The 22819-nt window shown below is 73.3% G+C and carries 17 protein-coding genes; 4 read left to right on the top strand and 13 right to left on the bottom strand.

From position 1 onward, the window contains the following. Positions 1–404: 404 nt before the first annotated feature. The gene (locus BMY40_RS20185; protein ID WP_093661628.1) at positions 405–1085 is read left to right on the top strand and encodes a fascin domain-containing protein; all 681 of its coding nucleotides are present in this window, start codon (positions 405–407) and stop codon (positions 1083–1085) included. A 68-nt stretch (positions 1086–1153) separates the two neighbouring features. Here BMY40_RS20185 and BMY40_RS20180 read toward each other — a convergent pair whose 3' ends face one another. The 12 genes from BMY40_RS20180 to BMY40_RS20125 form a co-directional block, all read right to left on the bottom strand. After that, positions 1154–3715: an alpha-L-arabinofuranosidase C-terminal domain-containing protein gene (locus tag BMY40_RS20180; RefSeq protein ID WP_093661626.1), complete on the bottom strand. Its 2562-nt coding sequence runs from the start codon at positions 3713–3715 to the stop codon at positions 1154–1156. Between the two features lie 232 nt (positions 3716–3947). Then, positions 3948–5234 carry a thymidine phosphorylase gene (locus tag BMY40_RS20175; protein WP_093661624.1) on the bottom strand — a complete coding sequence of 429 codons (1287 nt, stop codon included), beginning with the start codon at positions 5232–5234 and terminating at the stop codon, positions 3948–3950. An 83-nt stretch (positions 5235–5317) separates the two neighbouring features. Beyond that, positions 5318–5674 (bottom strand): cytidine deaminase, encoded by a 357-nt coding sequence (locus BMY40_RS20170; RefSeq protein ID WP_093661752.1) that lies wholly within the window; start codon positions 5672–5674, stop codon positions 5318–5320. 72 nt (positions 5675–5746) lie between these two features. Further along, on the bottom strand, positions 5747–7012 hold the full coding sequence (locus BMY40_RS20165) for an ABC transporter permease (protein ID WP_093661622.1): 1266 nt from the start codon (positions 7010–7012) through the stop codon (positions 5747–5749). Continuing rightward, the gene (locus tag BMY40_RS20160; protein ID WP_093661620.1) at positions 7009–8145 is read right to left on the bottom strand and encodes an ABC transporter permease; all 1137 of its coding nucleotides are present in this window, start codon (positions 8143–8145) and stop codon (positions 7009–7011) included. Before BMY40_RS20160 ends, BMY40_RS20165 begins: the two co-directional genes overlap by 4 nt. Beyond that, positions 8142–9671 (bottom strand): ABC transporter ATP-binding protein, encoded by a 1530-nt coding sequence (locus BMY40_RS20155; RefSeq protein ID WP_245770209.1) that lies wholly within the window; start codon positions 9669–9671, stop codon positions 8142–8144. The genes BMY40_RS20160 and BMY40_RS20155 overlap by 4 nt, the downstream gene beginning before the upstream one ends. A 399-nt stretch (positions 9672–10070) precedes the next feature. Then, a complete protein-coding gene (locus BMY40_RS20150) occupies positions 10071–11135 on the bottom strand; it encodes a BMP family lipoprotein (RefSeq protein ID WP_093661616.1) in 1065 nt (354 codons plus the stop codon). A 505-nt stretch (positions 11136–11640) separates the two neighbouring features. Then, positions 11641–12888: an amidohydrolase gene (locus tag BMY40_RS20145; protein ID WP_093661614.1), complete on the bottom strand. Its 1248-nt coding sequence runs from the start codon at positions 12886–12888 to the stop codon at positions 11641–11643. 169 nt (positions 12889–13057) lie between these two features. After that, positions 13058–14116 carry a hypothetical protein gene (locus BMY40_RS20140; protein WP_093661612.1) on the bottom strand — a complete coding sequence of 353 codons (1059 nt, stop codon included), beginning with the start codon at positions 14114–14116 and terminating at the stop codon, positions 13058–13060. Between the two features lie 216 nt (positions 14117–14332). Continuing rightward, the gene (locus tag BMY40_RS20135) at positions 14333–15268 is read right to left on the bottom strand and encodes an N-acetylneuraminate synthase family protein (protein ID WP_093661611.1); all 936 of its coding nucleotides are present in this window, start codon (positions 15266–15268) and stop codon (positions 14333–14335) included. A 2-nt stretch (positions 15269–15270) separates the two neighbouring features. Continuing rightward, positions 15271–16491 (bottom strand): acylneuraminate cytidylyltransferase, encoded by a 1221-nt coding sequence (locus tag BMY40_RS20130; protein ID WP_093661609.1) that lies wholly within the window; start codon positions 16489–16491, stop codon positions 15271–15273. Between the two features lie 47 nt (positions 16492–16538). Continuing rightward, a complete protein-coding gene (locus tag BMY40_RS20125; protein ID WP_245770208.1) occupies positions 16539–17822 on the bottom strand; it encodes a DUF6716 putative glycosyltransferase in 1284 nt (427 codons plus the stop codon). Between the two features lie 250 nt (positions 17823–18072). Here BMY40_RS20125 and BMY40_RS20120 point away from each other — a divergent pair, with 250 nt between their 5' ends. The 3 genes from BMY40_RS20120 to BMY40_RS27570 all read left to right on the top strand — a co-directional run bounded on the left by BMY40_RS20120 (position 18073) and on the right by BMY40_RS27570 (position 20934). Continuing rightward, on the top strand, positions 18073–19065 hold the full coding sequence (locus BMY40_RS20120) for a glycosyltransferase family 2 protein (RefSeq protein ID WP_093661607.1): 993 nt from the start codon (positions 18073–18075) through the stop codon (positions 19063–19065). After that, a complete protein-coding gene (locus BMY40_RS20115) occupies positions 19062–20417 on the top strand; it encodes a hypothetical protein (RefSeq protein WP_093661605.1) in 1356 nt (451 codons plus the stop codon). Before BMY40_RS20120 ends, BMY40_RS20115 begins: the two co-directional genes overlap by 4 nt. A 364-nt stretch (positions 20418–20781) precedes the next feature. Then, positions 20782–20934 carry an SCO1431 family membrane protein gene (locus BMY40_RS27570; protein ID WP_107436782.1) on the top strand — a complete coding sequence of 51 codons (153 nt, stop codon included), beginning with the start codon at positions 20782–20784 and terminating at the stop codon, positions 20932–20934. Between the two features lie 45 nt (positions 20935–20979). Here the strand turns inward: BMY40_RS27570 and BMY40_RS20110 are convergent, their stop codons facing one another. After that, positions 20980–22590 carry an acyl-CoA mutase large subunit family protein gene (locus tag BMY40_RS20110; RefSeq protein WP_093661603.1) on the bottom strand — a complete coding sequence of 537 codons (1611 nt, stop codon included), beginning with the start codon at positions 22588–22590 and terminating at the stop codon, positions 20980–20982. Positions 22591–22819 lie beyond the last annotated feature (229 nt).

Below are 22819 nucleotides of genomic sequence, written 5' to 3'. Positions count from 1 at the left end.
CCTCCGGGTCGGAGGGGGTTCTGGCGTGTGCCGGCGCGTGGCGGGGGCGGGCGCCCGGAAAACAAACGCCCTCCTCCGCGTTAATCCGGGGTTGCGGAATCGGTCTCACCGGGGGAATTCCTTCCCGATTCGGAATTCGAACGGAATCGGCCCGCTGGAGGAAGGCGTCCGCCGATAGTCTGGCGCTGCCTCGTGGAACAGAGCGGGGCAGCCGCGGGAGCGTCCGAGGGGAGGGCGTTCCGATCGCGGTTCCGGGGGGCGCAGCGAAAGCAGGGGGGAAATCACCGCGCGGGGGACCGCGCGTTCCGGCACGCGCAGGCGCCCGAAGGCGCCGAATTCGCTTTTCCGCCGCCCCGGAATCATCACCGCCGATTCACCGAAGGTGAGGACGACCCGTGCGACGCATGACCTCCGTTCTTCTGGCCCTGAGCGCTCTGGTGGGGGCCTCCGCGCTGACCGCCCCGGCGGCCGGAGCCGCCCCGCAGACCGGCCGCCCGGCCGCCGCGCAGGCCGCCGTGCCGGCCGGCTGGGAGGTGGTCGAGGGTGACGAGATGGCCGCTCTGGACGGCAAGCGCTCCTCCGCCGCCCAGGGCCTCACCGCGCAGGACCTCACCGCACAGGACGCCGCCGCGGACGAGGTCTCCCTCATCGCGATGCAGTCGGTCCGCAACGAGCTGTTCGTCGCGACCGAGAAGAACTACCCGGCTCCCGACACCGGTGCGCTGCGCGCCCGTTCCGCCACCGTCGGCGGCTGGGAGGGATTCGCCTTCGAGTGGGACCAGACCACCGAGACCTATGCCCTGAGGTCGCTGGCCAACGACCGCTACGTGGCGGTGGAGAAGAACTTCACCGGCAGCTCCCAGAACCTGCTGCGCGCCCGCTCCACCGGTGTGGGCGGCTGGGAGCGGTTCGTCGTGTACTACAACGAGACGCTGGACCGCTGGGCCCTCCAGTCCACGCTGAACGGCCTCTTCGTCGCTATGGAGAACGGCTACACCGGCTCGCTCCAGTACGCGCTGCGCGCCCGTTCCGCCCAGATCGGCGGTTCCTGGGAGGAGTTCGTCCTCTACGACCTGGGCGCCTGAGCCCGTCCGGACCGGAGGTGCCCGTACCCCACGTCCCGGGGGTACGGGCACCTCCATGCGAGCCCGGCCTACCGTGTGCGCTCCGCGATGCGCATGAACGTGATCGAGTGGGGCGGGAAGGTGTGGGTGAAGGCGGTGTCCACACCGTCGATCACCGACTCCTCCGGTCCGATCGGCCGCTCGTCTGCGGTGTTGACCGCGTCCGGGTCGCCGCGCAGGACGGTCAGGCGGGCGGTCGGCCCGACGGCCGCGCCCGGCCCGAGGTCGATCCTCGTACGGGCCGGGGCCTCCTGCGCGTTGACGACCTTGACGATCAGCTCGCCGGTCGCCTCGTCGCGGGCGACGACCTGGCGGAAGGGCTCGGCGACCGCGTCGTCGGTGAAGCTCCCCCACTCCCGGCCGTCGAGGTAAAGGGTCACCTGGCGGCCGCGGACCTCGATCCGGATGTCGTAGGTGCGGCCGGTCTCGATCACCGTGCCGTCCTCGATCATCGTCTGCTTGCCGCCACCGGCCGACTTCTCCACCGCCGAGCGGGTGTTGTTCCAGCCGCCGAGGTTCCACCAGTAGTGGTTGCCGGTGTCCTTGACGCCGAAGGCGATCAGGAAGCCCTCGCGGCCCTCGCGCTTGGTGGCCTTCACATGCAGGTCGTAGTCGCGCCAGTCGGGGTCGCCGGCGGTGACCAGGGTGTCCTCGGCCGCGGTGTCGCTCTGGACGTACGCGCCGCCCTCGACCGCCCAGCTGCCGCGTCCGGCGGCCTCGGTCCACCTGTCCGCGCCGCCGGAGAAGTCGTCGGCGAACAGCTCCGCGCCGTCCGCCGAGACGACCCGGACGTCGTCGTACGCGGCGCTGGTGGCCCAGGTGGACAGGCCGATCGCGCCGGTGATCGGGCCCCTGGCGACCGGGGTGGACGACGCCCGGCTCGGCACGACGCGGTCGCCGGTGTTGGTCATGAAGAGCTTCTGGGTCTCGTAGCTGGTCGAGCCCCAGGAGCGGGCGTTGTCGAACCAGATCAGGTCCGGGCTCCACTGCACGTAGCCGGTGTTGGCCAGCAGGGGCGCGTAGGCGGCCATCTTCACGATGTCGGCGTTGCGCTCCAGGCCGGTCATGAACGCGGCCTCGGCAAGGGAGTTGCGGAAGCGGTTGTCCTGGGAGGCGTACTCGCCGAGGAACACCTCGGGCCCGTGGCGGTCGTAGGAGTCGTAGCGCTCGTTGTTCTCCAGGAACCAGCTCGGGCTGTTGTAGTAGTGCTCGTCGACCATCTCCACACCGGAGGCGCGGGCCAGTTCCCAGGCGCGGTCGAACACCGCGCCGGTGTCGTCGGGGCCGGAGTTGGCGATGACCGTGATCTCGGGGTGCTCGGCCTCGACGGCCTCGCGGAAGGCGGCCAGCCGCTCGTAGTAGGCGTCGGGCAGGTTCTCCTCGTTGCCGACGGCGAGGTGGGTGAGTCCGAAGGGCTCGGGGTGGCCCATCTCGGCGCGCAGGGCTCCCCAGGTGGAGGTGGCGGGGCCGTTGGCGAACTCGATCAGGTCCAGGGTGTCGGCCACGTGGCGGCGCAGCAGTCCGGGATCGTCGGTGGCCCGGTTCTCGCCGCAGCCGGTGACCAGGGCGGGGACGACGGGCAGCGGCATCGCGCCGATGTCCTCGGCGAACTGGAAGTACTCGTAGTAGCCCAGGCCGTAGGACTGGTTGTAGCCCCAGAAGTTGGCGTTGACGGCCCGCTCCTCGACGGGGCCGACGGTGTCCTTCCACTGGTAGGAGCGGCGGCGTTCCCAATCCGGGGCCTCGTACGCCTGGTGGCTGCCGGTGTTGACCAGGCAGCCGCCGGGGAAGCGCAGGAAGCCGGGCTCCAGTGCGGCGATCTTCTCGGCGAGGTCCTTGCGCAGTCCGTTGGCGCGGCCCTTGTAGGTGTCGCGGGGGAAGAGCGAGACCATGTCGAGGCGGAGCGTGCCGGCGCCGCCGGCGGCCACGGTCAGGCGCCCTTCCGTGCCGGTGGCGCGGGCGGTGAGGGTGCCGGTGTACTTCGTCCAGTCATCGCCGCGCACGGTGCGGCGCAGGGGGGCGGCCAGGGCCCGGCCGGAGGCGTCGTGGAGGGTGACGGTCAGCGGAGTGCCGCGCCTGGCACCGGTGCGGGCCCACACGGAGAAGTCGTACTTCTCGCCTTCCTCCACGGCGATCCCGGAGTTGTAGCCGGTGTTGGTGACGCCGTAGCGGGCGCCCGCGCCGCCGGTGCCGTCGAGGTCGAGGCGGAGGTGGTTGCGGTTGCGCTCGTTCAGCCGGTGCTCGTCGTCCACGACCCGCGCGGTGCCGGTGGCGCCGCCGGTGGCGGTCCCGGTCCAGGCGGTGAGGCCGGTGTAGGAGGGGTTGTCGGCGGGGGCGTACTCGAAGGAGCGGTTCTGGACGAGTTCGGCGTACAGCCCGCCGTCGGCGGCGCGGTTGATGTCCTCGTAGAAGACGCCGTACATCCGCTCGCCGATCTCGGGGCCGTTGCGGGTGCGGTCGACGGCCAGGGTGTAGTCGCCGGGGTCGGCGGCCGGGGCCCCGGTGGCGGGCGCGGCGGCGAGCGTGCCCGCGAGGAGCACGCCGGTGAGGAGGGGGATGAGGGGGGATGGTCTGGGTCGTGTGCGCGGCATGAGGCTCCCGACTCTTCGTCGTTCGAAATCTCGTACGCTGACCAGAACTTCGAACGTGAAGATAGGCATCTTCGGTACGGCCGTCAACGCCCCGCGCGGTGAACGGTCTCCGCGCCCGTGACCGCGCCCCGCCGCCGGACCCGGGCGCGGGAGCGGTGTTCCACCCGCAGAAGGGCGCCACCCGCCCCCCGGCGTGCGGGGGCGGGTGGCGGGTGGCGGGGACGGGCGGGCGTCAGGCGATGCGGTCGAGGATCAGGGGGGTGGGGGCGAAGGCGGTGCCTTCGGTGCCCCCGGTGATGCCGATCGCGTCGCCGGTGAGGGCTTCGAGCGCGTAGTCGAAGCGCTCGGGGGTGTCGGTGTGGAGGGTCAGCAGCGGGGCCCCGGCGGTGACCCGGTCGCCGGGCTTGGCGTGCAGTTCCACCCCGGCCCCGGCCTGCACCGGGTCCTCCTTGCGGGCGCGGCCCGCGCCCAGGCGCCAGGCGGCGACGCCGACGGCGTACGCGTCCAGCTCGGTGAGGACGCCGGAGGTCTCGGCGCGCAGGACGTGCTGCTCGCGGGCGACGGGCAGGGGCGCGTCCGGGTCGCCGCCCTGGGCGGCGATCATGCGGCGCCAGTGGTCCATCGCCGAGCCGTCGGCCAGCGCCTTGGCCGGGTCGGCGTCCGGCAGCCCGGCGGCGTCGAGCATCTCGCGGGCCAGCGCCAGCGTCAGCTCGACGACGTCGGCCGGGCCGCCGCCGGCCAGGACCTCCACCGACTCGCGGACCTCCAGGGCGTTGCCCGCGGTCAGGCCGAGCGGGGTGGACATGTCGGTGAGCAGGGCGACGGTGCGCACCCCGTGGTCGGTGCCGAGCCCGACCATGGTGGAGGCCAGCTCCCGGGCGTCTTCGAGGTTCTTCATGAACGCGCCGGAGCCGACCTTGACGTCCAGGACGAGCGAGCCCGTCCCCTCGGCGATCTTCTTGGACATGATCGAGGAGGCGATCAGCGGGATCGCCTCGACGGTGCCGGTGACGTCGCGCAGCGCGTAGAGCTTCTTGTCGGCCGGGGCCAGCCCGTCGCCGGCCGCGCAGATCACCGCTCCGACCGAGCGCAGGACGTCCATCATCTCGTCGTTGCTCAGCAGCGCCCGCCAGCCGGGGATGGACTCCAGCTTGTCCAGCGTCCCGCCGGTGTGGCCCAGGCCGCGGCCCGAGAGCTGGGGGACGGCCGCGCCGCAGGCGGCGACCAGCGGGGCCAGCGGCAGGGTGATCTTGTCGCCGACGCCTCCGGTGGAGTGCTTGTCGGCGGTGGGCCGGGGCAGGGCGGAGAAGTCCATCCGCTCGCCGCTGTCGATCATCGCGGCGGTCCAGCGGGCGATCTCCCGGCGCTCCATGCCGTTGAGCAGGATCGCCATGGCCAGGGCCGACATCTGCTCGTCGGCGACCTCGCCGCGGGTGTAGGCGTCGATGACCCAGTCGATCTGGGCGTCGCTGAGACGGCCCCGGTCGCGCTTGGTGCGGATGACGGAGATGGCGTCCATCGGTCGGTGCTCCTCCTCGGGAGGGGTCGGGGGGCGCGGGCTCGGTGATCGGCCGGCGGTCGGCCGGGGGCGGCGATCGGGGGTCAGCGGCCGTCCGCGTCGGCGAGGTCGTCGGGGCCGAAGGCGTCCGGCAGGAGGTCGGACAGCGGCCGGACGCCGGAGGCGGTGTCGACCGCCAGGTCCGGGCCGCCGTGCTCCCACAGCAGCTGGCGGCAGCGGCCGCACGGCATGAGGATCTCGCCGCGGCCGTCACAGCAGGTGAAGGCCACCAGCCGGCCGCCGCCGGTGGCGGCCAGCTCCGAGACCAGGCCGCACTCGGCGCACAGCGCGACGCCGTAGGCGGCGTTCTCCACGTTGCAGCCGCCGACGATCCGGCCGTCGTCCACCAGCGCGGCGGCGCCGACCGGGTACTTGGAGTACGGGGCGTAGGCCCGGGACATCAGCTCCCGGGCCCGCTCCCGCAGCGCCGGCCAGTCGGCCCGGCCGGCGCCTGTCGTACGGGACTCGCTCACCTACTTGCCCTCGCCCTTCCGGTAGGCGTGCCCGTTGGCCTTCGGCATCCGCAGCCGCTGCGCGGACATGGCCAGTACCAGCAGCGTGGCGACGTACGGGGCGGCGCTGACGAACTGGCTGGGCACCTGGTCCACCGAGGAGTACCAGACGAACAGCACCAGGCCGGTGACCGCCGCGACCGCGCCGGTCAGGTACTTCTTCCGGTAGATCGCCCAGGCGGTGGCCAGCACCAGCAGGATCGCCAGCAGCAGGAGCAGGGCGTGGACGTTCTGCCCGCCGCCGCGCAGGTTGAGGCTGTCGGTGTAGCCGAAGAGGCCGGCGCCCAGGGCCAGTCCGCCCGGCATCCAGTTGCCGAAGATCATCGCGGCGAGGCCGATGTAGCCGCGTCCGCCGGTCTGGCCCTCCAGGTAGATGTTGGAGGCGACCTCCGCGAGGAACGCGCCGCCCATGCCGGCGAAGCCGCCGGAGATCATCACGGCGATGTACTTGTACTTGTAGACGTTGACGCCCAGGCTCTCGGCCGCGATCGGGTTCTCGCCGCAGGAGCGCAGCCGCAGGCCGAAGCCGGTGTTCCACAGCACCCACCGGCTGAGCGGGATCATGGCGACGGCCACGATCGTCAGCAGGGAGAGGTTGGTGACCAGCCCGCCCAGCAGCCCGGCGACGTCGGAGACGACGAACCAGTGCTTGGCGTTGAGCGCCGTCAGCGCGTCGGAGACCCCGGGGACGGTGATCTGCCCTATCGACTCGATGGGCGGGGACTGCTTGCTGGTGCCGCTCTCCATCTCGGCGAAGGTGAAGCTGGACAGGTAGCGGGTGGCGCCGACGGCGAGGATGTTGATGGCCACGCCGGAGACGATGTGGTTGACGCCGAAGGTGACGGTGGCGATCGCGTGCAGCAGACCGCCCAGCGCGCCGCCGACGATGCCCATGACCACGCCCGTCCACGGGCCCCACTGGACGCCGGCCCAGGCGCCGAACCAGGTGCCCAGGATCAGCATGCCCTCCAGACCGATGTTGATCACACCGGCCCGCTCGGCCCACAGGCCGCCCAGTCCGGCCAGCCCGATGGGCACGGCCAGTCGCAGGGCGGTGGAGGTCTGCCCGACGGAGGTGATGCCGTGGGCCCCGGTGATCAGCCGTACGGCGGAGACCAGCACCAGCAGGCCGGCGATCACGAGCATCCACTCGGCCAGGGTCAGCCGGCGGCGGGCGGGCTTCTTCGGCTGCTGTGCGGCCGGCCGCTTGTCGAGGACGGTGCTCATGCCGACACCTCCTTGCGGTTCTTCGGACCGGTGCCGTCGCCCTCGCCTGCGGCGGCGGCCTCGGCGGCGAGTTCCTCGCCGACCTTCTGCTGCTGGCGGCGCAGACCGTAGCGGCGCACGGACTCGTAGCTGATGACGACCGCCATCACGATCAGGCCCTGCATGATCGTGGCGATCTCCTTCTCGTAGCCGTTGTAGTCGAGCGTCGGCGAGGCCTTGTCGAGGAAGGCGATGAGCAGCGCTCCGAGGGCTATGCCGAGGGGGTGGTTGCGGCCGAGCAGGGCGATGGTGATGCCGGTGAAGCCCACGCCCGCGGGGAAGTCCAGGCTGTAGGTGTGGGCGTCGCCGAGCAGGACGGGCATGCCGGCCAGACCGGCGACCGCGCCGGAGATCAGCATGCTGGTGAGCACCATGCGCCTGGCGTCGACGCCGCTGGCGCTCGCGGCGCTGGAGCTGGCGCCGGTGGCGCGCAGGTCGAAGCCGAACCGGGTGCGGTTGAGGACCAGCCAGTACAGCAGGCCGCACAGGGCGGCGACGGCGGTGAAGCCGTAGATCTCGCCGGCCTCGCCCAGGTCGATGCCGGGGAACCAGCCGGATTCCGGTATCAGCCCGGTGGTGAGGTTGTTGCCGCGCTGCTCGCCGAACTGGGCGGGCAGGACGAGGTAGGCGATGATGCTGGTCGCGATGGAGTTGAGCATGATCGTCGAGACGACCTCGCTCACCCCGCGGGTGGTCTTCAGGATGCCGGCGATACCGGCCCAGAAGCCGCCCACCAGCATCGCGACGACCAGGATCAGCGCGATGTGCAGGGGCCCGGGCAGGGTGACCGAGGCGCCGACGAGGGCCGCGGCCATCGCGGCGAGCCGGTACTGCCCGTCGACCCCGATGTTGAACAGGTTCATGCGGAAGCCGACGGCCACCGCGAGCGCCGCCAGGTAGTACGTGGCGGCCTGGTTGAGGATGAGCACCTGGATGTCGGCGTGCATCGCGTACTCGACCATCAGCACGTACGGCTGGACGGGGTTCAGACCGGAGGCGACCAGCACCACCGAGGTCAGCAGCACGGCGACGACGATGGCCAGCGCCGGTCCGCCGACGGCCAGGATCAGCCGGTCCTTGTCGAACTTCTTCATCGGTCCTCTCCCCCGTCCCGGCCCGTGGCGGCGGTCCCGTCGGCGGCTGCGGCGGCGGCCTCGACCGCCACCTCGTCGTCGAGACGGCCGCAGGCCGCGCCGGTCATGGCGGAGCCCAGGGCCTCAGGGGTGATCGTGGCGGGGTCGGCTTCGGCGACCAGTCGGCCGCGGTACATCACGCGCAGGGTGTCGGACAGGCCGATCAGCTCGTCGAGGTCGGCCGAGATCAGCAGGACGGCCAGGCCGGCGCGGCGCGCGGTGCGGATCTGGTCCCAGATCTGCGCCTGCGCGCCGACGTCCACGCCGCGCGTGGGGTGGGCGGCGATCAGGAGCCGGGGCTCGTGGCTCATCTCGCGGCCCACGATCAGCTTCTGCTGGTTGCCGCCGGACAGGGAGGCCGCGGTGACGTCGATGCCGGGGGTGCGCACGTCGTACTCGGCGACGATCCGCTCGGTGTCGGCGCGGGCGGCCTTGATGTCCAGCCAGGGCCCCCGGCTGTTGGGGGGTTCGGTGACGTGCCCGAGTATGCGGTTCTCCCACAGGGGGGACTCCAGCAGCAGCCCGTGGCGGTGGCGGTCCTCGGGGATGTAGCCGACGCCGCCCTCGCGGCGGCGGCGGGTGGGCCAGCCGGTGATGTCCTCGTCGCCGAGGACGATGGTCCCGCCGTCGGCCTGGCGGATGCCGACCAGCGCCTCGATCAGCTCGGTCTGGCCGTTGCCCTCCACACCGGCCAGGCCCAGCACCTCGCCCTTGTGGATGGTGAAGGAGACGCCGTCCAGGACGGTGCGGGCGCCGTCGACCGGGTCGTACCCGGTGAGGGTGAGGTCGTCCACCCGGAGCATGGGGGTCTCGGTGACGGTGGACTCGCGGGTCTCCGGGGAGGGCAGCTCCGCGCCGACCATCAGCTCGGCGAGCTGCTTGACGGTGACGTCGCGGGGGCTGACGGAGGCGACGGTGGTGCCGCGCCGGATGACGGTGATGTCGTCGGCGACCGAGAGCACCTCGCCCAGCTTGTGCGAGATGAAGATGACGGTCAGTCCCTCGGCCTTCAGCTCGCGGAGGTTGGCGAAGAGCGCGTCCACCTCCTGCGGCACGAGCACGGCGGTCGGCTCGTCGAGGATGAGGATGCGGGCACCGCGGTAGAGGACCTTGAGGATCTCCACGCGCTGGCGGTCGGCGACCCCGAGGTCCTCCACCATGGCGTCGGGGCGGATGCCCAGGCCGTAGGCGTCGGAGATCTCCCTGATCCGGGCGCGGGCCTTCGCCCCGATCCCGTACAGCTTCTCGCTGCCCAGGACGGTGTTCTCCAGGACGGTGAGGTTGTCGGCCAGCATGAAGTGCTGGTGGACCATGCCGATGCCCCGGGCGATGGCGTCGCCGGGGTCGGAGAAGCTCACTTCCTGCCCGTCGACGGCGACGGTGCCCTCGTCCGGCTTCTGCATGCCGTAGAGGATCTTCATCAGGGTCGACTTGCCCGCGCCGTTCTCGCCGACGATGGCGTGCACGGTCCCCTTGCGGACGGACATGTGGATGTCGTGGTTGGCGACGACACCGGGGAAGCGCTTGGTGATCCCGGTCAGTTCGACTGCCGGAGGACTGCTGGACGCGTTGATGGTGCACTCTCCTCGGGCTAAGGAGCGGCTCGTAGGGAGCACGGCGGCGGGGGTGGATGACCACGGGGTGGGCCGGGGGTGGGCCGCCGGGCCGTGCGGGTGAGGGCGACGCTACCGCCTCGACGGTTGACTACGCGCGTAGAGCGCATTCCGTGCAGTGGGCCCGGCCGGAAGGGGGCCGCCGCCGTGGGCGGTGGGGCCCTCCTCGGCCGGGCCCGTGCCGGGGCCGCGCGGGCGGCGGCCGGACGCCCGGGCGGACGTCCGGCCCCGCTTACGCTCCGGCGCCGGGCCGGATCGGTCGGGCGGGAGGGGTCAGGACTCGGTGCCGACCTTGATCTCGCCGCTGATGATGCCCTCCTTGGCCTTCTTCACGGCCTCCTGGAGTTCGGTCATCTCGGTGAAGGCCGGGTTGGAGTCGGCCAGGCCGACACCGCCGGACTCCAGGTCGAAGCGGCTCTCCCCGCTCATCGGCTCGCCGTCCTGGACGGACTTGACCAGGTTGTAGACCGCGCCGGAGACGTCCTTGGTCATGGAGGTCAGGATGCTGTCCTTGTACTTGGCCAGCGTCTTCTGCTCGTACTGGTCGGAGTCGACGCCGATGACCCACTTGTCCTTGGCGGCGACCGCCTCGATGACGCCCTGGCCCGCGAGGCCGGCGGCGTGGTAGATCACGTCGGCGTCGGCGTCGAGCTGGCCGCGCGCGGCCTCCTTGCCGAGGTCCGGCTTGGAGAAGCCGTCCATGTTCGGCGGCTGGGTCAGGTACTGGGTCTTGACCTGGATGGACTTGTCGGTGTCCTTCACGCCCTGGACGAAGCCCGCCTCGAACTTCTTGATCAGCGGGACCTCGACGCCGCCGACGAAGCCGACGACCTTGGACTTGGTGGCCTTGGCCGCTGCCACGCCCGCCAGGTAGGAGCCCTGCTCCTCGCTGAAGACCAGGTTGGCGACGTTGTCCGCCTTGACGGTGTCGTCGTCGATCAGGCCGAAGGTGGTCTTCGGGAACTTCTCGGCGACCTCCTCGATCGGCTTGGCATAGGCGAAGCCCACGCCGATCACGGGGTTGTAGCCCTGGCGTGCCAGGTCGGTCAGGCGCTGGACCTTGTCGGCGTCCGACTCGCCGTCGGAGGGCTCGACGTCCTCGCCGCCGATGCCGAAGTCCTTCTTCGCCTTCTCGAAGCCGTTGTAGGCGGCGTCGTTGAACGACTGGTCGCCGCGGCCGCCGACGTCGTAGGCGAGGGCTATGCCCTTGCCCTTCTTGGCGGAGTCGGAGGAGTCCGAGGAAGAGGACTCCGTGGATGTGCTGCCACACGCGGTGGCGCTGAGGGCGAGGGCCGCGGCGGTGCCGACCGCGGCAGCGAGCTTGCTTACCCGGCGCAAGAGGACTTCCCTTCGCTCGAAGCGCCTCCGTTGGCGCTGGCTTCCGCCGCATCGTAACGCGCGTAGATGCCAGGAAAAGGGCTCTTGCGGAGCCGTTATCAGTTCGGTGTTAACAGCTGGTGCCCGCACCCTTGTGGAGGGTGACGCGGGGGCCTCCTCCGGGGTGCCGGGCACCGCGGGCGGGGTGCGCCGTCCCGGTCCGCCGGTGGCGGCGCCGGGCCTCGGCTTTCCGTCCGGCCCCCACCCCACCTGCGCTTTCCCTGCCGCCGCGGGGGCCGGAGGGCAGGACGCCGCGGATCCGGGCACCGCGCGGGAGGAGCGGGGGCCGGGGCCGGACACCCCACCGTCCGGCGGCCGGGCAGCGGCGTGAGACTGGTCACGTGCCGGCTGCGCACCGGCTCCCTCCCGGCCGGGGCCGGGCAACCGCCCGCAGGGCGGCGGCCCTTGGCCGTCCAGTCCCGCCTCCGCCGTCCCGCCCCGGACGTACGGCCCCGGGCGCCGCGCCCTACTCGCGTTCGGCGTCGAGCAGGGCGGCGGCCGTGAACAGCTCCACGCCCGCGGCGATCGCGCTCTCGTCGACGTCGAAGTCGCCCTGGTGCAGGTCGCGCGGCGCGCGGTCGCCCGGGGGGCGCACTCCCAGCCGGGCCATCGCGCCGGGCACGTGCTCCAGGTACCAGGAGAAGTCCTCGCCGCCCAGGCTCTGTTCGGTGTCCTCGACCGAGCCGTGGCCGCGCCGGGCGACCATGGCGTCGCGCAGCAGCTCGGCGGTGGTCCGCTCGTTGACCACCGGGGGGACGCCGCGGATGTAGTTGAGTTCGAACTTGGCGCGGTGCAGCGTCGCGACCTCGTCGATCGCCGCGTGCACCAGGTCGGGTGCGATCCGCCAGGCGGGCAGGTCCAGGCAGCGGATGGTGCCGGACAGCTCGGCGTGCTGCGGGATGACGTTGGGGGCGTGCCCCGCCTCCAGCCGCCCCCAGGTCAGGGCGAGCCCGGCGCGGGTGTCCACACGGCGGGAGAGCACCGCCGGGACCTCGGTGACGATCTTGGCCGCCGCCGTGACCAGGTCGGTGGTCAGGTGCGGGCGCGCGGTGTGGCCGCCGGGGCCGTCGAGGGAGAGTTCCAGCCGGTCGCAGGCGGAGGTGATGGGGCCCGCGCGCAGGCCGATGCGCCCGGCCTCGACCTTGGGGTCGCAGTGGACGGCGACGATCCGGCCGACGCCCTCCAGCACCCCGGCCTCGATGGCGTCGGTCGCGCCGCCCGGCAGCACCTCCTCGGCGGGCTGGAACAGCAGCCGCACCGAGTGCGGCAGCCCGCCGCGGCGCGCCAGGTCGGCCAGGACGAGGCCGGCGCCGAGCACCGCGGTGGTGTGCACGTCGTGGCCGCAGGCGTGCGCCCGGTCCGGGACCGTCGAGCGGTACGGGACGGTCTTGGTGTCGGGGATGGGGAGCGCGTCGATGTCGGCGCGCAGCGCCAGCATCGGGCGCACGCCGCGCTTGGCGTCCGCCCCGCCGGGGTGGATGTCGCAGATCAGCCCGGTGCCGCCGGGGAGTACCCGGGGGGTGAGCCCGGCCTTCTCCAGCCGCTCCTTCAGGGCGGCGGTGGTCCGGAACTCCTGGTGGCCCAGCTCGGGGTGCATGTGCAGGTCCCGGCGGAAGGCGATGAGCTCGGCACGGAGGGCCTCCGGCACGGCGCCGGGCAGCGGCGTCTCACCGGTGGTCCGGATACTGGACTCTGGCGACAACAACTGGCTCACCCTGTCGAGGGTAAGCCCAGGTGACAGCCGTGTGCAGAGAGAACGGTGAAAGTTCACCCTCCGTAGGGGAGAAAAAACGGATCGGGGGTCGCATACGGCCTGGTGCGGATGGGTATGACCTCGGATTCCGTCCGGCCCGGCCCGTTCCGGTATGTGGGACGGAGCGCGATCACGAGGCGGGTGGGGCCGACGGCAGCCGCCGTACCCCCCGTGCGGTGCCGGTGACGCCGGAGAGGAACCCCCGGGCGCGCGGCGAGGCGCCCTCCGTCAGCCAGGCCGGGTCCACGTCGCAGACCGCCACCGTCACCCCGGTGCCGGCCAGGGCCAGCGGGAGGGTGTGGACGACGGTGGAGGGGAAGCTCAGGATGGTGCGGCCGATGGGGCCGCGGCGGGCGACCAGCTCCAGGGGGAGGTCCGGCCGTACGATCTCCAGCCCCGTCCCGGCGGCTATCCGGTGCAGCTTCCGCGCGCTCTCGCGGCGGTGGGCGAAGTAGCGGGTGGCGCCGTGGGCCCGGGCCAGGGAGGCGACGGCCTCCAGATAGCGCTCGGGGTCCACCACACCGGTCTCGACCAGCGAGGTGCCCACCAGATCGGTGCCGCCGGTGAGCGCGGGCGGGCCGAAGCGGGCGCGGGTCCAGGCGAAGTCGTTGCGGACGACCGGCACGTGCTCGGGCGCCTCGACCGGCATCGAGCTGAACACCTCGACCCGCCGGTGTGCCGACGGCGTCATCCGTCGGCGGGCGGAGGCGGAGACGGGCGCGAAGAGCGCGGCGCGCGCTCCCCCCGCCCCCTTGCGGTGCCAGCGCACCAGGCGCTCGCCGCGGGCGAGCTGGGTGACGAACTCCATGGTGGCCGTCCCGTCGTCGACCACCACCACACCCCCCGGTACGTCCGGTGCGGCTCCCTCGGTGCGGGCGAGGGAGAGCAGCAGCTGCACGTACCGCGAGAACGGGTCGCCCACCACGATCCGCTCGGCGCGGCGCAGCGGGCCCAGCAGGGAGGCGACCGTCCTCAGCGGCGCGCCCGCGCCGCCGCGCGCCTCCTCCCAGCGGACCGCGATCCCCTCGTCGCGCGCCAGCTCGGCCATCCGCCGCAGCTGGCCGCGCGTCATCGCCTCCCGCGGCGGCAGGACGACGACGGTGAGGTCGCCGCTCCCCTCCCCCGCACCCTCCGGGCGGTCCCCCCGGTACGCGGTGTGGGCCCACTCCAGGACGTTGAGGAGCTGCACCGGGCTCTCGACGAAGGCGAGGGTGCCCGAACGTCGCCCGGTGCGCCCTGAGCGGCCGGGGTCTTCGGGGCCCCGGGGGAAGCGGCCGGGGCGCGCCCCCCGACGCGCCTCGGCCGCGCCCGTCCTCCGGGCCGGCTGCGGCGGGACCCCTCCCGGGGTCCCGCCGGGGACTGCGCCTGCGCTCACCGTGATCGCCCCGTCAGCCCGTCGTTCCCGTCAGACCGCTGCCGGCTCGCGGCCGGCGGCGGCCTCCTCGGCCTCGGCCACGACGCCCTTGACCCGGCGCAGCTTCCTCATCGGCCCGATCTCGCTGTCGTAGACCCGCTTCACACCGTCGCCGAGGGACTCCTCGATGGTGCGGATGTCGCGCACCAGGCGCTGCAGGCCCTGCGGCTCGACGGAGGCGGCCTGGTCCGAGCCCCACATCGCGCGGTCCAGGGTGATGTGGCGCTCGACGAAGGCGGCGCCCAGCGCGACGGCGGCCAGCGTGGTCTGCAGGCCCGTCTCGTGGCCGGAGTAGCCGATCGGGACGTTGGGGTACTCGGCCTGCAGGGTGTGGATCATCCGCAGGTTGAGCTCCTCGGCCTTGGCCGGGTAGGTGCTGGTGGCGTGGCACAGCACGATGTTCTCGCTGCCCAGCACCTCCACCGCGTGCCGGATCTGCTTCGGCGTGGACATGCCGGTGGAGAGGATGACGGTGCGGCCGGTGGCGCGCATGGCGCGCAGCAGCTCGTCGTCGGTCAGGGAGGCGGAGGCGACCTTGTAGCAGGGCACGTCGAACTTCTCCAGGAAGGCGACGGACTCCACGTCCCACGGGGAGGCGAACCAGTCGATGCCCTTCTTCTTGCAGTAGGCGTCGATGGCCCGGTAGCCCTCCTCGTCGAACTCGACGCGGTGGCGGTAGTCGATGTAGGTCATCCGGCCCCAGGGGGTGTCGCGCTCGATGTCCCACTGGTCGCGCGGGGTGCAGACCTCCGGGGTGCGCTTCTGGAACTTCACGGCGTCGCAGCCGGCGTCGGCGGCGGCGTCGATGAGCGCGAACGCGTTCTCCAGGTCGCCGTTGTGGTTGATGCCGATCTCGCCGGTGACGTAGACCGGGTGGCCCGGGCCCACGGTCTTGGCGCCGAGGGTACGGAGGCGGGGGCTGGTCATGCTCAAGACAGTTCCTTTCCGAGGATCCACGAGGCGATCTCGCGGATCGCACCGGCCCCTCCGGGAGTGGAGGTGACCGCGCGGGCTGCGCCGCGTACGACGTCGTGGGCGCTGGCCACGGCGACGGGCCAGCCGACCAGGCCGAAGCACGGCAGGTCGTTGACGTCGTTTCCGACGTAGAGCACGCGCTCCGGCGCGATGCCCTGCTCCTCGCACCACTGCTTGAGGGCGAGGTCCTTCCGGTCGACGCCGTGGAGCACGGGGATCCGCAGCTTGCGGGCCCGTGCGGCGACCACCGGGTTCTCCTCCGTGGACAGGATCAGCAGCGGCAGTCCGGCGCGGCGCAGGGCGGCGATGCCGAGCCCGTCGCCGCGGTGGACCGCGACCGTCTCCCGTCCGTCGGAGTCGACGTACACCCGGTCGTCGGTCTGGGTGCCGTCGAAGTCGAGTACGACCGCGTCGACGTCGTCGCGGGCCGGAAGCGCGCCGGGGCGCCCGTCCGTCCCGCCGTCGAGCAGCGGTGCGAGTGCGCGGGCGCGGGCGAGGTCGTGCGGGTCGTCGACCTCCAGCACGCGCGCCGGGTCGGTCCGCACCAGTTCGGTGCGGCCGAAGAAGCGGTGCCCGGCCTCGCGGAAGCCGCCGGCGCGCATCGCGTACGCGGCGCCGGTCTCCAGCAGGTCCTGCGGCCGGTCCTGGCGGCGCGGGCGGTACGCCTTGTCGTGGTTGACGCCGTGCCCGCCGTCCGTGCCGTCAGCGCCGTCACGCCAGACGAAGCCGTGGAAGGGGGCGACGGTCAGCGCGCTGTCGGCGCCGCCGGCCACCGCGGCGGCCACGCCCTCGACGTCCTCGCGGGTCAGGAAGGGGCTGGTGCACTGCACCAGCAGCACCACCTCGGCCTCCCGTCCGTGCCGCTGGGCGTGGACGTCCATGGCGTGCAGGACGGCGGCCTCGCTGGTGGCGGTGTCGCCCGCTATGCCGGCGGGCCGCCGCACGACCTCGGCGCCCGCGCCGCGGGCGGCCTCGGCGATGGCCTCGTCGTCGGTGGAGACGACCGTGTGCGTCACGCCCCGCGCGGCCAGGCACTCCCGTACCGCGCGGACGACCAGCGGCACTCCCCCGACGGTGGCGAGGTTCTTCGCGGGCACGCCCTTGGATCCGCCGCGGGCGGGGATCACGGCGAGGACGACGGGGGTGCCGGGCGCGGCGGGGGTTGCGGGGGACACGGGGGCGGCTCCTTGCCGGTCTGGGGTTCGGGGGGTGTCGGGCGCGCTCACAGCTCCCCCATCCGGCGGATGACCGGCGCCACGCGCTGGACGCCGTGGCGGTACGCCCCGCGCGCCGCGTCCCGCACGGCCGCCCGGACGGCCCGGCGCAGCCCGGAGGCCGGACGGCCGGTCTCCCCTCCCGCCCGGGGCGCGCCCGAGGGGTCGAGCCCGTGGCGGGCGAGGATGCCGGGGAGGTAGCCGGGGGCGGTGGCGAGCGTGTAGTAGGGGGTGATCGGCGGCAGGGCGGGGCGGGCGAGGAGGTCCGCGACGCGTTCGCGGGCGGCGTCGAAGGCCGCCTCGTAGAGGCCGTCGGCGGCGACGCCCTGCCGGGCCGTCCACGCCGGGTCGGCCTTCGGCAGCAGCCCGGAGTCGAGCTGGTCCCAGGAGGCCAGGCAGCCGGAGCCCACGAAGTGGTGGTTGCCCAGCGCCTCGCGGACGCCGAGGTCGGTGAGGACGGCGGTGGGGATGCCCCGGTGCAGCGACTCCAGGGCGGCGGTGGAGCTGACGGTGACCAGCAGGTCGGTGCGGTCCAGCACCTCGCCCATGTGGCCGTAGACCAGGCGGCAGTTGTCCGGCAGTCCGCCGGGGATCCGCGCCGCGAGCTTCTGGTAGGGCTGCTCCTCGATGTGCGTGGTGTGCTCGCCCGGCCTGCTGCGCAGCTTGACCAGCACCTCGCGGTCCGGGTGGCGGCGGGCGTGCCCGGCGGCGCGGCGCAGCAGGTACTCGCGGTCGGCGCGGGAGGCGGGGACGGACGGCTGGACGGCGAAGACGACCGTGTACGGCCGCTCGTCCGACTCCCGGTACGGCTCGCCGCCGAGGAAGGGCAGCGCGCACTCCACGACGCCGCCGGCGTCGGCGCCGACCCCCTCGTAGACCGCGCGGAAACGCTCCGCGTCGTGGGCGGAGTTGGCCAGGACGACGTCCGCGCCGTGCCGCAGCAGCAGCCCGTCGGCGAGCTTCTCGTAGACGACGCCGACGTAGCCGGTGACGGTGACCGGGCGGCGCCCGCTCCCGCCCAGGCTGTGGGACAGGCCGTGCAGCATCGCCTGGACGGTGCCGCCGACGCAGGAGAGCACCACCACGTCGTACGCGTCGCGGTCGGCCTCCCGCAGGAACTCCGCGGCCGTCACCTCGCGCAGCGAGGCGGCGCGCACGCCCACCTCGTCGAGCTGGCGGGCGGTCGGGGTGGCCCGGCCGCGCAGCAGCAGTCCGTCGATGCGCGCGCCGGGGGCGATGCGGTGCGCGGTGAGCGCACCCCATTTCCAGCGGGTGTCGGAATCGGCGAGCACGGCGATACGCGTTGCGTTGCCCGAGACGCTGTCCGGGGAATCCGAAGCGGTACGTGATGGCACGTCGATGACGCTAGAAAGACATTCCGATTCTCGGCCCAACGCAAACACAACAGACGGTTAACAGCACACCGACGGAAGGCCAACCGGCCTTCCGGAAAGCGGGGTTCACCGTTCCGCCACCGCGATTTCACCCGCCCGTACGCCCCTGGACAGCACCGATGGCGATCGGGCCCCTAACCTCTCCGGAGTGGTCAAGCTCTCCGTCATCGTGCCGTTCCGCAATGTTCGGCCGTACGCCCCCGATACGCTCCGGAGTCTGCGCGCCAACTCGGCGGACTTCGGAAAGGGGGACATCGAATTCATTCTGGTCGACGACTTCTCGACCGACGGCACCTCGGAACTCCTGGAACGCGCGGAAAAGGAAATCCCCGGCGCGGTCGTCGTACGCCACCGGCGGCAGGGCGGCGTGGCCCGCGCCCGCAACACCGGCCTGGACGCGGCGCGCGGACGGTACGTCGCCTTCCTCGACGGCGACGACTGGACGGCCCCCGGCCACTACCGCGAACTGCTCGCCGCCGCCGAGTCGCTGGGCTGCGACTTCCTGCGCACCGACCATGTGCGCAGCACCGGCCGCAGACGCACCCTGGCCCGGGCCCCCGAGGGCCGCCGCGGCACCGTGCTGGACCCGCGCGACGCCATCCTCCCCGCGCACCGCACCACCGCCGTCGACTACGCCTACGCCTGGGCGGGCGTCTACCACCGGCGGCTGCTGGACCGCGGCCTGCTGCGCTTCGACGACGGCCTGCACACCGCCGAGGACCGGCCCTGGATCTGGCGGCTGCACCGCGAGGCGGCGTCCTTCGCCGTGGTCGGCCTGACGGGCGTCTTCTACCGGCGCGGGGTGGCCACCTCGCTCACCCGGACCGGCGACGAGCGGCAGCTCGACTTCCTCCGCGCCTACGACCTGCTGGTGGAGGAGACCTCCAGGGACCGGGACGCCGCCGCGCTGCTGCCGAAGGCCGTGCGCACCTACTGCGCGGTCATCCACCACCATCTGACCGGCGACCGCTTCGAGCCGCGGCTGCGCCGCACCCTGCGCGCCCGCTGCGCGGCGGCCCTGCGCCGGATGCCCGGCGACCTGGTCTCGCAGGCGCTGGACTCCATGGACGCCGAGCGCGCCGCGCGGCTGCGCCGGCTGCGCCGCCGCCCCGCCGCGTCCCCGACGGAGGCCGCCCGATGACCGCGCCGCGAAACGCCTCCCCCGTACGGCTGCTGGTGGCCTCCACCCCGCACGGCGCGGCGCTGCTGGCCGCCGCGGCGGACGCGGGCCTGCTGGGGACGGCCCGCGAGCGGCTGCTGCTGGTCGCGAACACCGCCCCCGTCCCCGAGACCGTCCCCGCCCCGGACGCCCTGCCCGGCTTCCGGCCGCTGCGCGACCGCTTCGGCCGGGTGCTGTCCTGGAACGCCGCCGTCGCCCCGCTCCACCCCGGCGCCTGGACGCCGCGCCCCGACGACGCGCCTCTGTGGGAGAGGCAGTTGCGCTCCCTGTGGGGGCTGGGCGACGCGGCGGTCGAGCTGGTGGTGGAGGGCGTCGAGGCCGGCCCGGGGCAGGCGCTGGCCCGGATCTTCCCCGACGCCCCGCTGGATGTGTACGCCACCGGGCTGTCGGCCTACGGGCCCACCCCCGGCCGGCTGGACCCGCTGGTGGGCACCCGGGTGCGGCGGCTGCTCCACCCCGGCCTGGTGCCCGGGCTGCGGCCGCTGCTGCTGGCGGAGTTCGGCGTCCCGGCCGAGGAGGTGCCCGGCCGGGCGCTGCGGGCCGTCGCCGCCCGGGCGGCGCGGGAACTGCCGGACCCGGGCGCACCGGAGGGGGCGGCGGTGCTGCTCGGACAGGACCCGCACGCTCCCGGCGCACTCCCTCCGGGCGAGGAGGAGCGGGTGTACGGGCGGCTGCTGGGCGGTCTGCGGGAGGCGGGCCACCGCGCGGTGGTCCTCGCGCCCCACCCCGCCGCCCCCGCGCACCGGGTGCGGGGGATCGCGCGGCGGGCGGCGGAGCTGGGCCTGGAGCTGTACGAGCCGCAGGGCGCGCAGCCGGTGGAGGCGCTGTACGAGCGGCTGCGCCCGGCGCTGGTCACCGGACGCTCCTTCGGGGCGCTGCTGGCCGCGAGCACGCTCCACGGCCTGCCCGCCTCCCACGGCGGTACGGCCGCCCCGCCCGCCGGCGCGGCCGCGTACGAGGGGGGCGGGCCGGTCGCGGCGGTGATCGCGGACGCGCTGCTGCCGGACGGGGCCGGCGGAGGCGGCGCGCCCGGCGGGCCGGAACCGGCCGACACGGCCGAACTGGCCGGGCTGGTGCGGGCGGTGGCGTTCTGCGCGCAGCCGCGGGTCAACCCCGGGCTGCGCGGTGAGACCGAGCGTTTCCTGGCCGCCCACCCCGAGGAGCGCGTGCGGCGCTGGTTCCCGCGCCGGCTGCTGGCCTCCCTCGCCCTGCCCGGCGGGCTCCCCACCGGGCTGGGGCCGGTCGTCCGCAACCCGGCCGTGCGGCGCGCGGCGCGGCGGGCCCGCGCGCTGGGGCGGAGGGCGCGCCGGTGAACGGACCGTGCGGAAGGCATCCTTCCGGGAACCGGCACGGAGACTCGCACAGGGGCTCGTGCAGGGACTCGTACGGGGGTCCGCGCAGCGGCCCGTACGGCCGGCCCGGCGCGTGTCGTTCGTCACAGCCGTACGGCCGCCCGGGCTCCGCCGGGCCCATCACCGCAGCGTGGACGGTGTGTTGGGGGCGGATCGCCCACCGGTGCCCGGCCGCGGGGTGATCTGCGTCTCTGTTTAAACGGTGCGGCTCCCCTCATCCTGGAGATCCGCGACGCCCATTCGCGGCGATCACGGACACAGGTACACCAACGGCGCACCGGTGCCCCGCATCCCGGCGCGCCACGAGGCGAGACGAGGACACACCATGGGCCACACGACGGCGGCGAGGATCCCGGCACCCTGGCTCCGTACCGGCGGACCCTCCGAGGAGGACCGCGAGAAGCTGGTCGAGCAGGCGCTCGGCTGGACGCTCACCGTGCTGGTCTCCGTGATCGTCACCGGGCTCGGCCTGCTCTGACACCCCCGGCGGGGCCCGCCCGGCGGGCCCCGCGACGGGGCGCGGTCAGAAGGCGTCGGTGGGGACGTAGGCGCCCCACACCTCCCGCAGGGTGTTGCAGACCTCGCCGACGGTGGCGCGGGCCCGCAGCGCCTCCTTCATCGGGTACAGCACGTTGTCGCTGCCCTCGGCCGCCTTGCGCAGCTCGGCCAGCGCACCGTCCACGGCCGCCCGGTCGCGCTCGGCGCGCAGCCGCGCCAGCCGCTCGGCCTGCTGGGCCTCGATGGCCGGGTCCACCCTCAGCGGCTCGTACGGCTCCTCCTCGTCGAGCTGGAACCGGTTGACGCCGACGACGACCCGCTCGCCGGAGTCGGTCTCCTGGGCGATGCGGTACGCGCTGCGCTCGATCTCGCCCTTCTGGTAGCCGCGTTCGATGGCGTTGACCGCGCCGCCCATCTCCTCGACCTTGCCCATCAGCTCCAGCGCGGCGGCCTCGACCTCGTCGGTCATCGACTCCACCACGTACGAACCGGCGAAGGGGTCGACGGTCGCGGTCACGTCGGTCTCGTAGGCCAGCACCTGCTGGGTGCGCAGCGCCAGACGGGCCGACTTGTCGGTGGGCAGCGCGATGGCCTCGTCGTAGGAGTTGGTGTGCAGCGACTGGGTGCCGCCCAGCACCGCGCCCAGGCCCTGGACGGCCACGCGCACCAGGTTCACCTCGGGCTGCTGCGCGGTGAGCTGCACGCCCGCGGTCTGGGTGTGGAAGCGCAGCATCATCGACTTGGGGTTCCTGGCCCCGAACTCCTCCTTCATCACCCGCGCCCAGATCCGGCGGGCGGCGCGGAACTTGGCCACCTCCTCCAGGATCGTGGTGCGCGCGACGAAGAAGAACGACAGCCTCGGGGCGAAGTCGTCCACGTCCATCCCGGCCGCCACCGCCGTGCGCACGTACTCGATGCCGTCGGCGAGGGTGAAGGCGATCTCCTGCGCGGGCGTCGCCCCGGCCTCGGCCATGTGGTAGCCGGAGATGGAGATGGTGTTCCAGCGCGGGATCTCGGCCCTGCAGTACTTGAAGATGTCCGCGATCAGCCGCAGCGAGGGCTTGGGCGGGAAGATGTAGGTGCCGCGGGCGATGTACTCCTTGAGCACGTCGTTCTGGATGGTGCCCGTCAGCTTCTCCGACGGCACGCCCTGCTCCTCGGCCACCAGTTGGTAGAGCAGCAGCAGGACGGCGGCGGGGGCGTTGATCGTCATCGAGGTGGAGACCTCGCCCAGCGGGATGCCGTCGAACAGCACCCGCATGTCGTCGATCGAGTCGATCGCCACGCCGACCTTGCCGACCTCGCCGTGCGCGATGGGGGCGTCGGAGTCGTGGCCCATCTGGGTCGGCAGGTCGAAGGCGACCGACAGGCCCATGGTGCCGTTGGCGATCAGCTGCTTGTAGCGGGCGTTGGACTCCACCGCCGTGCCGAAGCCGGCGTACTGGCGCATCGTCCACGGCCGCCCGGTGTACATCGTCGGGTACACGCCACGCGTGTACGGGTACGAACCCGGCTCGCCCAGCTTCGTCTCCGCGTCCCAGTCCCGGAGCGAGTCGGGTCCGTAGACCGGCTCGATCGGCAGCCCGCTCTCGGTGAGCCGGGCCTCGCCAGCTCCGCGGCCAGTCTCGCGTGCCATGTTCGGTGCCTCCCGTTTCGTCGCCCTGTCCGATACGGACTGTAGCGATCGGCGGGAGAGCGGCGGGAGAGCCACAGCCTGGGACCTTGCTCACAAACGAGCGGGGTGGTGCGCGGACGGGCTCGCGCGGGTGCCGCGCGCGGAACCGCCGGGGGGTGGCCGGAAGTCCGCGGTTCGGGCAGTCTGGCTGCCGGGAATCCACACAGGTGGGGAAGACCGGTGAAGGTCC

It is taken from the genome of Streptomyces radiopugnans (genome assembly GCF_900110735.1).
Lineage (GTDB): Bacteria > Actinomycetota > Actinomycetes > Streptomycetales > Streptomycetaceae > Streptomyces > Streptomyces radiopugnans.
This window is presented reverse-complemented; position numbering and strand designations above follow the sequence as displayed.